This window comes from Enterococcus durans, from assembly GCF_002277935.1.
GTDB lineage: Bacteria > Bacillota > Bacilli > Lactobacillales > Enterococcaceae > Enterococcus_B > Enterococcus_B durans.
In genome coordinates, this window is the sequence record NZ_CP022930.1 from 1,733,647 (window position 1) to 1,746,021 (window position 12,375).

General features: G+C 38.7%; 9 protein-coding genes, 1 riboswitch and 2 other annotated features. Of the genes, 8 read left to right on the forward strand and 1 reads right to left on the reverse strand.

Annotation, left to right across the window (positions count from 1 at the left end):
* Positions 1-169: 169 nt before the first annotated feature.
* Positions 170-1,042: a helix-turn-helix domain-containing protein gene (locus CJZ72_RS08250; protein WP_095443757.1), complete on the forward strand. Its 873-nt coding sequence runs from the start codon at positions 170-172 to the stop codon at positions 1,040-1,042.
* Positions 1,043-1,150: 108 nt separating this feature from the next.
* Here the strand turns inward: CJZ72_RS08250 and ndk are convergent, their stop codons facing one another.
* On the reverse strand, positions 1,151-1,603 hold the full coding sequence (ndk, locus tag CJZ72_RS08255; RefSeq protein WP_005877232.1) for a nucleoside-diphosphate kinase: 453 nt from the start codon (positions 1,601-1,603) through the stop codon (positions 1,151-1,153).
* 194 nt (positions 1,604-1,797) lie between these two features.
* Positions 1,798-1,972, forward strand: a riboswitch (M-box (ykoK) riboswitch).
* A 323-nt stretch (positions 1,973-2,295) separates the two neighbouring features.
* Between ndk and mgtA the strand changes: the two genes are divergently transcribed.
* The 7 genes from mgtA (at position 2,296) to nhaC (ending at position 12,337) form a co-directional block, all read left to right on the forward strand.
* Complete coding sequence (mgtA, locus tag CJZ72_RS08265) at positions 2,296-4,971, forward strand: magnesium-translocating P-type ATPase (RefSeq protein ID WP_258547455.1); 2,676 nt, start codon at positions 2,296-2,298, stop codon at positions 4,969-4,971.
* A gap of 372 nt (positions 4,972-5,343) precedes the next feature.
* Positions 5,344-6,015: an HAD family hydrolase gene (locus tag CJZ72_RS08270; RefSeq protein ID WP_081134021.1), complete on the forward strand. Its 672-nt coding sequence runs from the start codon at positions 5,344-5,346 to the stop codon at positions 6,013-6,015.
* Positions 6,016-6,090: 75 nt separating this feature from the next.
* Positions 6,091-6,327, forward strand: a binding site (T-box leader).
* A 41-nt stretch (positions 6,328-6,368) separates the two neighbouring features.
* Positions 6,369-6,607 (forward strand) — a binding site (T-box leader).
* A 62-nt stretch (positions 6,608-6,669) separates the two neighbouring features.
* Positions 6,670-7,743 (forward strand): methionine ABC transporter ATP-binding protein, encoded by a 1,074-nt coding sequence (locus CJZ72_RS08280; RefSeq protein ID WP_005877242.1) that lies wholly within the window; start codon positions 6,670-6,672, stop codon positions 7,741-7,743.
* 1 nt (position 7,744) lies between these two features.
* On the forward strand, positions 7,745-8,425 hold the full coding sequence (locus CJZ72_RS08285; protein ID WP_081133967.1) for a methionine ABC transporter permease: 681 nt from the start codon (positions 7,745-7,747) through the stop codon (positions 8,423-8,425).
* 15 nt (positions 8,426-8,440) lie between these two features.
* Positions 8,441-9,283 carry a MetQ/NlpA family ABC transporter substrate-binding protein gene (locus CJZ72_RS08290; protein WP_016177017.1) on the forward strand — a complete coding sequence of 281 codons (843 nt, stop codon included), beginning with the start codon at positions 8,441-8,443 and terminating at the stop codon, positions 9,281-9,283.
* Positions 9,284-9,310: 27 nt separating this feature from the next.
* Positions 9,311-10,537, forward strand: coding sequence for a M20 family metallopeptidase (locus CJZ72_RS08295; RefSeq protein ID WP_081133966.1), 1,227 nt, complete (start codon positions 9,311-9,313; stop codon positions 10,535-10,537).
* A gap of 384 nt (positions 10,538-10,921) precedes the next feature.
* The gene (gene nhaC, locus CJZ72_RS08300) at positions 10,922-12,337 is read left to right on the forward strand and encodes a Na+/H+ antiporter NhaC (protein ID WP_095443758.1); all 1,416 of its coding nucleotides are present in this window, start codon (positions 10,922-10,924) and stop codon (positions 12,335-12,337) included.
* Positions 12,338-12,375: the final 38 nt, after the last annotated feature.

Consider the following 12,375-nt stretch of genomic DNA (forward strand, 5'->3'; position numbering starts at 1 on the left):
TTTCTTTAGAAGTTTTTTTTATAATTCATGAATTTTTTATTTTTTGCGTATTTGATTAATGAATGAAACAAATTTTTAGTATTGAATGTTCTTGCTTCATACTGTTCTTGGATGAGGGAAGAGCCAATACAAAAATCTGGATGTATTCAAACGATGGAGGAGGAATTTTATGTACGATGGGAAATTGATCAAACAACTTAGGGTGAACAGAAAACTGACACAATCACAATTAGCACAAGGAATCTGTTCTAAAACGTCTTTAGTAGGGATTGAAAGTAATTCAGTAAAAAAAATATCCTTTTTGACACTGAAAGCATTTTTAGAACGATTAAATATTTCTTTGGCTGAGTACGAATGGTTACGTAATCAAATGGATGAACCAAAGAAAATCAAGAAAAGTCGTCATCTTTTAAACAAAGTCCAAGAAGATAATTTCGATCCTTATAAGGAAATTGCAAATAACCGCAAACAATTCAAAAAAACGACGGATCTCTATTATCTGGTATTGAATCTACAGATGTTTTGGGAAACAGAAGGGGAGTTGCAATTAGAGTTTTTAAAATATGAATGTCGGACAATCGAAGAGTATTTTGTGCAAATGAGAGAATATGGACTCTTCGAATTGGGGATATTAGCTGAGTTTCCTTACATATTCAGTGATTCATTCATTGATAATCATTATTTAAAAATCAAGAAAAGAATGCGGCTGTTGCCAGATTCAAAACTATCGGATCAATATTTATTTACTTTTTTAAAAAACTTAACCATTTACTATATTGATAAAAAACGTTTCAAAAAAGCCCGTAGCATCAATGAAGACATGTACCGCAGTTTAGCTCACAAAGAAAAGTCAACGATTATTTATGAGATGCTGATGCTTGAGTATTACCGGCGGATGATTGCTGCAGCTTTAGGTGAACCGATCATAGAAGGAACGAACACGCTCTTTTCTGTGATTGAATACACGTTGGGAAAGAAAGAACGCGTGGCACTTGAAGAAAAATTAGCAGCCGTTGGACACCAGAGAAGTGATGGTAGATAAAGCGGATTAGTACAAAAAGCACAACAATGACCAGCCAGAGATTTCCGAATGCTAAGTACAATTAGAAATCTCTGACTGAGTGATTCAGTGAAGGTTCTGGTATCATCTTTAATTGTTTAAATCTGGGTGGATGATCGCTGCCTTATTCTTTTGCGTATCAAATAAGGGAAAGAACCGATTGATTTCATTGGTTGCAGAATCACGGGAATCAGAAGCATGAATGATGTTTTCTGTTCCTGGTAAAGCATAATCACCACGGATCGTTCCTGGAACGGCATCGACAGCTTTTGTTGCGCCAACCATCTTGCGGACGATGTCGATTACATCGTCACCAGCTAAGACTAGATAGACAACTGGCCCCGAAGTCATGTAGTCGATCAATTCAGAAAAAAAACTACGCCCAGATAAATGTTGGTAATGCTCTTTTGCTAATTCTTCTGTCATAGTAGCAAATTTCATTTCGGTGATTGCTAAACCCTTTTCCTCAAATCGTTGGATGATTCGGCCGATTAAATGACGTCTTACACCATCCGGTTTAATAATGACAAGCGTTCGTTCCATCTCAATCACTCCTGTTCAATTGTTATAGTCTTATTATACTTGTGTCTATAAAAAGGTACAAATATTAGTGAAGTCTAGAATAGGTGACTGACAATAAAAAAAGCTAACAGTCGTTATTTAAAGATTTTCAAAAAAATCAAAAAAATAAGTTTGACATTCCTTCTATATGTTGTTATATTTACGGAGGAAAACTAAATAAGATTTGTTAGGTGAGGCTCCTATACAAACATAGGCTACTGCCCAAAAACGTCGAGAGACGCCAATGGGTAGAACAGGAATTGTCGAGACAAGGCTTTTCATAAGGTAGCTAAAAGCAAGAAGTTGCTTTTTACGTTGTACAGTGTCAAAACTCAACGATGAGATCAAAGAAGCTTTTTTCGTGTGCTTTTTCGACCTTTCGCTGGATTTTGGCGAAAGGTCTTTTTGCTTTTTTTACATTAGTCTTCCAAATTATGCGTAAAAGGGGTGATTTTGTTGGAAAGTTGAAGCTGAAAATAGAAAAAAATATGTTGGAAAGTAAACAAATAAAGGAGATGAGAACAAATGGATGACAGTCCTGCGAAAAAACAAGAGCGAGAGAAACTGCTGGCTGAGACTATTATCTATCTGTTTTCAGCCCCTTTAGGAACAGCTTTTTCTTTCTCTCTCCAATAAAATAACTGATCAGTAAAGAAGCTACCAGTACGTACTTTTTGGCTGACAAAAAGGAGAAGAATGAGATGGAAAAAAAGAAAGATACACAAAAAATCTATGCTGCATTTGCAGGTAAAACCAAAGAAGAATTACTACAATTTTTTCATTCAACAGATCATGGGATGGAAGAAGAACAAGTTGAACAAGCAAGAGAACAGTATGGTGAAAACTCAATTTCTTATGGAAAGAAAACACCGTTTATTGTAGAAGTTTTGAAAGCATATATCACGCCTTTTACATTAGTTTTGATTGCTTTAGGTGTTATTTCATTTATCACAGAATATGTCTTAGCCGCACCCGGCGACAAGGATCTTTTTGGTGTTGCAATCATTTTTACAATGGTCATCGTCAGTGGAACAATGACATTGATCCAGTCTGTTCGTTCGAATCAGGCAGCTGAAAAATTAAAATCATTAGTAAAAGTGACCGCTGCGGTCAAACGAAATGGCAAATATACTGAAATCCCGATGGAAGAAATCGTCTGTGGTGACCTAGTGCGCTTATCAGCGGGAGATATGATCCCAGCAGACATGCGGTTATTATCCGCAAAAGATTTATTTATTTCTCAAGCGGCTTTGACAGGTGAAAGCTATCCAGTGGAAAAGCAAGCACATGTTTATGAAGATGCGACACTTAGCGAAACAAGCTACGATAATCTTGCATTCATGGGAAGTAATGTCATCAGCGGAAGCGCTGAGGGCATCATCATTTCTGTAGGAAATCAAACGCTGTTTGGACATGTTGCGCAGACCCTCTCTGAAAAACCGATCAAATCAAGTTTCGAGATAGGGATCCATAAGACATCGATGTTGTTGATCAAGTTTATGGCGTTGATGGCCCCAACGGTTATCGTTATCAACGGTTTTACTAAGGGTGACTGGTTAGAAGCCTTTCTATTTGGTCTATCGGTTGCCGTAGGATTGACGCCAGAAATGTTACCGATGATCGTCACTACTAACCTTGTCAAAGGTGCAAGTGTGATGGCGAACAAAGGAACAGTCATCAAAAATCTAAATGCGATCCAAAATTTTGGTGCAATTGATGTGTTATGTACAGATAAAACAGGAACGTTGACACAAGATAAAATCATTTTGGAATACCACATGGATTGTGAAGGAAAAGAAGATGACCGTGTGTTACGACATGCTTATTTGAATAGTTATTATCAAACGGGACTAAAAAATCTACTTGATGTCGCGATCATTGAAGAAGCAAAAGAAACATTGGCAACGGATAGCATCAATTATCGAAAAGTGGATGAGATTCCATTTGATTTTGAACGTCGTCGGATGAGTGTAGTAGTGGAAGATGTTGCGGGAAAAACGCAGATGATCACAAAAGGTGCAATTGAAGAAATGCTTAGCATCTCTAGCTATATCGATCTTGGTGGTGTGGTTAGTCCGTTAACGAAAGAGTTAAGAGAATCTGTCTTAGCAAAAGTAAGAGATCTAAACGAAGACGGTCTTCGGGTCATTGGAGTCGCACAAAAGACGAACCCAAGTGTAGTTGGAGAATTTTCTGTCAAAGACGAATCCGAAATGGTCTTGATCGGGTATCTTGCTTTTCTTGATCCACCAAAAGAAACAACAAAACAAGCACTAAAAGCATTGAAAGATCATGGGGTGGCCGTAAAAGTTTTGACTGGTGACAATGAGTTGGTTACCCGTTCTGTTTGTCGACAAGTTGGATTAGAGATCAATGAACTGATTACTGGAGAAAAAATCTCAGAGATGGATGATCGTGAATTGGCACAAGTAGCTGAAGAGCATGAAGTCTTCGTCAAATTAAATCCACAACAAAAAGCACGATTGACTACAGCTTTGCGCCAAAATGGGCACACGGTAGGATTTTTGGGTGATGGAATCAATGATGCACCTGCGATGAAAGTAGCTGATATCGGTATTTCAGTGGATACAGCGGTGGATATTGCCAAAGAATCAGCAGACGTGATCCTTTTAGAAAAAGACTTGACGATTTTAGAAAAAGGTCTTTTGTCAGGTCGAGAAACTTTTGGGAATATCATGAAATATATCAAAGCAACAGCAAGTTCGAATTTTGGTAACATGTTTTCTGTATTGATCGCTAGTACATTTTTACCATTTCTACCAATGTTACCGTTACAGATCTTGTTCTTGAATTTGATTTATGATGTTTCTTGTATCTCTCTACCTTGGGATCAAATGGATAAGGAATATTTAACTGAACCTAAGAAATGGAAAGCATCTAGTATTGGAAAATTCATGGTCTATTTTGGTCCAACTAGCTCGATCTTTGATATCACCACATACTTATTGATGTATTTTGTGATTTGTCCAGCTGTTGTTGGGGGGGATTTCCACTCATTGGACGCGAAACAACAAGTCGTATTTATTGCATTGTTCCATGCCGGATGGTTTGTCGAATCCTTGTGGACACAAACGTTGGTACTGCATGCACTACGTACACCAAAGATTCCATTTCTACAAAGTAACGCAACATTTGCGATGTTCATCATTACCACTTTGGGAATAGTCGTAGGGTCCATTTTACCATTCACAGGCTTTGGTGCAGAATTAGGTTTGTTGCCTTTACCAGGAACGTATTGGATCTGGTTGATTGTGACGGTACTAGCTTACTTAGCTTTAGTCACGATGGTCAAAAAAATCTATATCAAAAAATTTGGTGAATTGTTATAAGATGAATTGATCTTACAAATCAAGACAATATAGAAGAAAGAGAGCCCATCTGAGCTATGGGTTTCCATCAAGCAGGATAATGTGGAACAAAAGTAAGAAACACTTTTGTCTCATACTTTAAAAACGAATAAACGGTGGGAGCAGAAGCAACTCCTTCTTATTTCTCGGAGTTAAACACTTCTATCCCAACCTCTTTCTGTGTTGAATCGAAAGGACAGTTTTGACACTGGTTATCCGATGTAACTGCTGTATAGTGATTTTGTCAGCACATTGATTAGGATAATTTTCATGAAATTTGCACTCATTTCTATACTTTCAACTGGTACTCATGCTAAACTAAAGGTATTGTTTTTTGAAAGGATTAGTGAAAGTATGAAAGGCGCAATATTTGATTTAGATGGTCTATTAGTCGACACCGAAAAAACATATCGTGATGGGTGGTTATGGGGCTTTGAGCAATATGGAATAGAAATACCAAAAGAAATCGTAGATGCCTGGAGCGGTAAAAACTGGAAGCAGAGCTTTGATATTTTAGTTGAAGCTGCCGGCAGTCTAGAGAAAGTCCAAGAAGTCCGAGCAATACGGGAGGAATATTTTTACCAAAAACTACGTGGTGGAGAAATTGCACTCAAACCTTACGCAAAAGAAATTTTGACTGAGTTAAAAAAACGTCAACTCAAATTAGGTTTAGCGACTACGACTGTTACAAAAAGAGCCACAGATATCTTAGAACAATTTGATCTGTCGCACTATTTCGATACGTTGACCTTTGGTGATGAAGTAGCGGAAAATAAGCCTTCACCGATCCCTTATTTGACAGCTCTCGAAAAGACAGGATTGCTTGCACATGAAGCCTTTGCGATAGAAGATTCACTAGTGGGAGCTACTTCAGCTTCACGTGCTGGGCTAGGAGTTGTTTTGATTCCAGATGCTAGTTTTGATCGAAACTACTCCGCCAAAGAAAAAGCTGGATTAACATTATTGGTTGAAGGAAAAGATTTGCGTATCGTTGTTGAAATGCTCGATAAAAAAACAATAAATTAAGCGAGATATAATTTTTTTTATTTTTATGCTTGACTTTTAAATTTTGTTAAGGTAAATTATGTCCAACAACAAAATAACTTTTCGTTGATGAGGAAAGTAAACTTGAAAGACTTCTCAGAGAGACTCTGTTCGGTGCAAAGAGTCAAGTTCGCAAAGTTGAAAAATGGCCTTGGAGAATAATCTGTCGATAGGTAGGCAGGTTCGGTTCACGTTCATCCGTTAAAATGAACACCAATCTCTTCAAATGAAGATGTTGGGCAGAGGGAAGGAAACTTCCGAATAAAGGTGGTACCACGATTGATCGTCCTTTTACTAACACAAAGTGTGTTGGTAAAAGGATTTTTTTTTAATATTTTTTTGCGATGAGATAGTAAGTACAACTGGAAATCTTTTAACAGAGAGCTTCGACAGCTGAGAAGAAGCAAAGAGGAACAGTTAGAAAATGGCTATTGAGCATTTCACCCCGAGCAAAAATTGTGAGGCGGTGACGGTTGCGACCGATATCTTGCTAGAGTATGTATGTACTTGAAAAGGAGTTGAATGTGAGTTCAACTCGAAGATGAGGTGGTAACACGCAAAAGGCGTCCTCAAGAAAGTGATAAAGATCATTTTCTTGAGGATGCCTTTTTTAGTATAAGAAAAGGAGGAAACAAGATGATTGAATTACAAAATATAAGTGTCCGTTTTCACCAAAAAGATAAAGTGATCCAAGCTGTAGAAGATGTCGACTTGTTTATTGAAAAAGGGGACGTATACGGGATCGTTGGTTATTCCGGTGCAGGAAAGAGTACGTTGGTCCGAGTGATGAATCTGTTACAAAAACCTACAGAGGGAAAAGTCATCATCAATCAAACTGATTTAGGCAAGCTTTCGGCAAAAGAGCTAAGAAAAGAACGAAAATCGATTGGGATGATTTTTCAACATTTCAATTTGATGGAGAACCGCACGATTTTTGACAACGTTGATTTTTCACTGAAGTATACGGGAAAGTCAAAACAGGAACGTCGTCAAAAAGTGAGCGAACTTCTAGAGTTAGTTGGATTAGAAGAAAAAACATCTGCCTACCCGAATCAACTATCGGGAGGGCAAAAACAGCGTGTAGCGATTGCTCGCGCATTAGCAAATGAACCGAAAGTTTTATTATGTGATGAAGCCACGAGCGCACTTGATCCAAAAACGACACATCAAATCTTAGCCTTGCTAAAGGAACTTAATCGTAAGCTGGGATTGACGATCGTCTTGATCACGCATGAAATGCAAGTAGTCAAGGAAGTATGCAACAAGGTGGCGGTGATGGAAGATGGGAAAATCGTAGAAAAAGGTAGCAGTGTCCAGATATTCAGCCATCCACAAGAAGCGTTGACAAAAGATTTTATTCGTACAGCTACGCATTTAGATCAAGCACTTGAAACAATTATTGGACATCGAGCTTTTGCAGAACAGATCACGAATAAATGGTTGGTTGAATTGAGTTATGTGGGGAATCAGACGAATGAACCGCTGATTGCACAGCTCTACAGCAAATACCAAGTGACTGCTAATATCCTCTATGGAAATGTTGAATTGTTGCAAGAAACACCGCTTGGAAGTTTGATCGTGACACTCGCAGGTGAAACGAATCAACGGCAAAAGGCACTGGACTATTTGATACGTTTGGGTGTTCGAGTCAATGTGCTACAGAAGAATGAAGAAAATGAACAAATCAAAATTGCAGAAGGGGGAATTTGACATGAGCAGTTTAGTTGAAAAATATCTACCGAATGTTTACTTGATTCCAGATGAATTCATTGAAGCGACAAAACAGACCCTGTATATGTCTTTTTGGACAGCGTTGATCGGTGGTATTTTAGGAATTATTTTAGGAATCACGTTAGTGGTGACTAGACCCAAAGGATTGTTAGAAAATCGTTTATTCTTTGAGATTTTGGATAAAGTGATCAATGTTATCCGTTCAATCCCGTTTATTATTTTGTTGTCTTTATTGGCAGTGACGACCAGATTTTTAGTTGGTACAACGATCGGTGCAAAAGCAGCACTCGTTCCTTTGATTTTTGGAGTCGTTCCTTTCTTTGCCCGCCAGATCGAAAATGCCTTACTAGAAGTTGACCCAGGAGTCATTGAAGCAGCAGAAGCAATGGGAACGAGCCCTATTGGAATTATTCTTCGTGTTTATTTATTAGAAGGCCTACCTGGAATCGTGCGAGTATCTGCTTTGACGATCATCAATGTGATTGGATTAACTGCAATGGCAGGTGCTGTCGGAGCAGGAGGACTAGGGAATTTAGCTATTTCTAGAGGATATAATCGATTCCAAACAGATGTAACGATCGTAGCGACATTATTGATATTAGCACTTGTTTTTTTAAGTCAATTCATCAGTAATCTAATCATAAAAAAAATAGCACATTAAGTTGGAGGAAAAAAAATGAAAAAAATTATTCGATTTGCCACAATTGCCATTGTTGCCCTGATTTGGTTAGCGGGATGTTCCCAAGGAAAAGCAGCTACCAAAGATACAGCAAAAGAAACTACCGTAAAACTAGGGATCGTCGGCGAGGATACGGATGTATGGGATGATGTAAAAGCACGTCTCAAGAAAGAAAATATCAATTTGGAATATGTAAAATTTACCGACTACAATCAACCAAATGCTGCACTAGCAGATGGATCGATCGATTTGAATTCATTTCAGCATCAGTTCTTTTTGGATAACTATAACAAAGAGCATGGAACAGATTTGGTTTCGATCGGGAACACGGTAAATGCACCATTAGGTATCTATTCAAACAAGATAAAAGACGTGAAAAAAGTCAAAGATGGTGCGAAAGTAGCTATCCCGAATGACGTCACTAACGGAGGCCGGGCATTATTACTTTTACAAACAGCAGGACTGATCAAAGTAGATAAATCAAAAGGTCAAACGCCGACAGTCTCAGACATTACTGAAAATAAAAAACAGTTGGATATCTCAGAATTAGATGCTTCACAAACGGCGCGATCATTGAACGATGTGGATATTTCTGTTATCAACAGCGGGGTGGCAGTAGATGCAGGATTTACCCCTACAAAGGATGCGATTTTCATAGAACCAGTAGATGACAGTGCACGTCCATACGTGAATATCATTGTTGCTAGAAAGAAAGACGAAAAGAACAAGACTTATCAAAAAGTAGTAGATGCATACCAAACGAAAGATACAGCGAAAGTGATTGAAAAAACATCAAAAGGGTCAAGTGTACCAGCATGGGACACATTTGGACGCAAATAACAAAACAAATTAGAGGAGGAATTACTTATGACAACATCAACGATCACAACAAACCAATTGCAGGAAGCTATCCAAAAGAGATTATCAGCTTACCAAGAACTAGCACTAGATATCCATAATCATCCGGAAGTGAGCAACTATGAATTCTATTCTTCAAGCGCATTGGTCCATCAATTGGAAAAAGAAGGATTTGACGTAAAGACTGACGTAGCAGGACATCGCACTGGCTTCGACGCTCGTTTTGTTTCTGGCAAACCAGGGCCAGTGATTGCTTTCCTAGCTGAGTTTGATGCTCTACCAGGTATTGGTCATGCGTGTGGGCATAATTTATTTGGCACATATTCAGTGTTAGCAGCAAGTATCATCCGTGAAAGAATTGCAGAAATCGGTGGAGAAATCCGTGTATATGGTACTCCTGGCGAAGAAGGAGGAGAAAATGGCTCAGCAAAAGGCAGTTTTGTTCGTGAGGGATTTTTCGAAGATGTAGACGCAGCATTATGTGTGCATCCTGCATATCGCTATGGAAAAACAACAGAGTCATTAGCGAATGATCCAGTGGACATCAAATTTTATGGTGTAGCCTCCCACGCTGCAGCAGCTCCAGAAAAAGGAATCAATGCATTAGAAGCACTGATCCAAGTATTTAACGGCATCAATGCATTACGTCTTCAATTGCCAAAAGATGTCAATATCCACGGTATCATCACAGATGGTGGCGTAGCGGCAAATGTTATCCCAGAATATGCTGCAGGAAGATTTTATTTGAGAGCAAGCAATCGACCAACATTGGATGAAGTATACAAAAAAGTGGAAAATATCGTTAAAGGGGCAGCATTGAGTACAGGAGCAACTTATGAATTTGGCCTATTCCAAAATGCAGTTGATGATGTGATCGTTACACCTTCATTTGATGAATTGTTCTTCCAACATATTGCAGAAGCAGGAGTTCCTGAGGAAGAAATTGAACGGAAACTACGTACAAGCTTGGGCTCTTCAGATGTAGGTAATGTCAGCCAAGTGATTCCTACCATCCAACCAACTGTGTCGATTTCAGATGATTATATCGCTGGCCATTCGGAAGAATTCAAAGCAGCGGCTAAGAGTGAAAAAGGATTGGCTTCGATTGCGATCGCGGCTGAATGTTTAGCAGCGACAGCGTTGGATCTTTTTGAAAACCCAGAATTGTTAGCACAGATCAAAGAAGAGCATCAACAAATCGTAGCAAAGAAAAAGGACGAGGGCTCTACGTTCTAAGCAATTCATTGCAAGGTTATTTTCAGAAAAATAAGAAAATTATTCCATTTAGGTTGACAAACAAAGAAGAAGAAGGTAAACTTCATGAAAGTCAACTTTTCACATAGTAGCATTTGGGTGTTTAGTCCAGAAAGTCGGTGGTTGCTGTGAACCGATCAAGCCTTGATGACGAAGTACATGAAAAGGATTCAATAATTGAATAGCTAATCAAAGTGAAAAACAGATCTGTTTTTAATTAAGGTGGTACCGCGGAGTCATTCGTCCTTAGTTGAAAACAGGTCTTTTTGTTTTAAATGAAGGAGGAAACGCAGATGAATTGTGGCGGGGTCATTCGATATTTACTCTTTTTTAGGTCTTAGATTAACTTAAAAAAGGAGAATTATCATGGAGAGAAAAGTAAAACCAAGTTTTAAAGAAGCAGTTTTAGTGTTAACAGTGATTGTATTAAGTATTGCGATTGGGGTAGTTGGGCTAAAATTATCACCCAATATCACAATTTTGGCAGCGATCGGCATGGTCATGCTTTACGCTGTTGTGAAGAGATACCCAACGGAATGGCTTCATGAAGGAATCATCAACGGGATAAAACCAGGGATCATTCCGATTTTTATCTTCATATTAGTTGGTTCACTGATTGCGGTATGGATACAAGCAGGGATCATCCCAACATTGATGGTCATTGGCTTCAAACTGATTAGTGTTCAATGGTTCGTTCCATCTGTATTTGTTGTTTGTGCAATCGTTGGTAGTGCGGTCGGTAGTGCCTTTACCGTTATGTCTACGATCGGCATCGCCTTTTTCGGCATCGGTACAACATTAGGACTGAACCCAGCTTTGGTAGTAGGTGCTATCGTGTCAGGGGCTGTCTTTGGCGATAAAATGTCACCTCTATCTGAATCAACTAATTTAGCAGCGGCAATCGTTGATGCGGATCTATTCAAACATATCAAGCATATGATGTGGTCAACAGTTCCTGCATTCATTGTTTCCTTCATCTTGTTTGCGATTTTAGGTCATACAAGTAAAGGGGCAAGTTTATCAGCAATCCAAGAAGTCACAACGACACTAGAAGCCAACTTTACCATCTCCATCTGGTCATTGATACCGTTATTTCTTATGTTGTTATGTGCATGGAAAAAAGTTCCCGCCATCTTGACCATCTTATTGAATATTGCTGTTGCAGTAGGTATGATTTTCATCCAAGACCCACAGACATCACTGAATGGATTGGCAACTGTCATCGAGTCAGGATTTGTAGCAAAAACAGGAAATCAACAAATTGATGCGTTACTTAGTCGAGGTGGGATCGAAAGCATGATGCCAACGGTTTCCCTGATTATTTTAACTTTGTCGCTAGGTGGTTTGCTTATTGAGTTTGGGTTGATCTCAACCGTTATGGATGTCGTTTCTAAAAAAATGACGAATACTCCAAAATTGATTTTTACTACTTTAATGACAAGTATCGGTGTGAATCTGTTTATTGGAGAGCAATTTTTATCAGTGATTTTGCCGGGTAATGCCTTTAAAGAAACATACCAAAAAGCTGGATTTGATCCGACCGTACTAGGACGGACATTGGAAGATGGCGGTACAGTTATCAATTACCTTATTCCTTGGGGAATCGCTGGCAGCTTTGTTGCTAGTACTTTTGGGGTTTCAACGTTGACATACTTGCCATTTGTCTTCTTTAGTCTATTGTCGCCAGTGTTCTCAATGGTCAGTGCTTTTACTGGATTAGGTGTAGAAAAAATCAGTAAAGAACCTGTTGAAGCACAACAAGAAAACGCCCAATTTGAGTAAAGAAAAGTAGAGTCGAACGCTCCTGTTCTAATTAGTAA

Bases quoted from the DNA above. Each gene is read 5' to 3' on its own strand.
- nhaC (WP_095443758.1), top strand. From the start codon at position 10,922: ATGGAGAGAAAAGTAAAACCAAGTTTTAAAGAAGCAGTTTTAGTGTTA.
- CJZ72_RS08295 (WP_081133966.1), top strand. From the start codon at position 9,311: ATGACAACATCAACGATCACAACAAACCAATTGCAGGAAGCTATCCAA.
- CJZ72_RS08280 (WP_005877242.1), top strand. From the start codon at position 6,670: ATGATTGAATTACAAAATATAAGTGTCCGTTTTCACCAAAAAGATAAA.
- CJZ72_RS08290 (WP_016177017.1), top strand. From the start codon at position 8,441: ATGAAAAAAATTATTCGATTTGCCACAATTGCCATTGTTGCCCTGATT.
- CJZ72_RS08285 (WP_081133967.1), top strand. From the start codon at position 7,745: ATGAGCAGTTTAGTTGAAAAATATCTACCGAATGTTTACTTGATTCCA.
- ndk (WP_005877232.1), bottom strand. From the start codon at position 1,603: ATGGAACGAACGCTTGTCATTATTAAACCGGATGGTGTAAGACGTCAT.
- CJZ72_RS08250 (WP_095443757.1), top strand. From the start codon at position 170: ATGTACGATGGGAAATTGATCAAACAACTTAGGGTGAACAGAAAACTG.
- CJZ72_RS08270 (WP_081134021.1), top strand. From the start codon at position 5,344: ATGAAAGGCGCAATATTTGATTTAGATGGTCTATTAGTCGACACCGAA.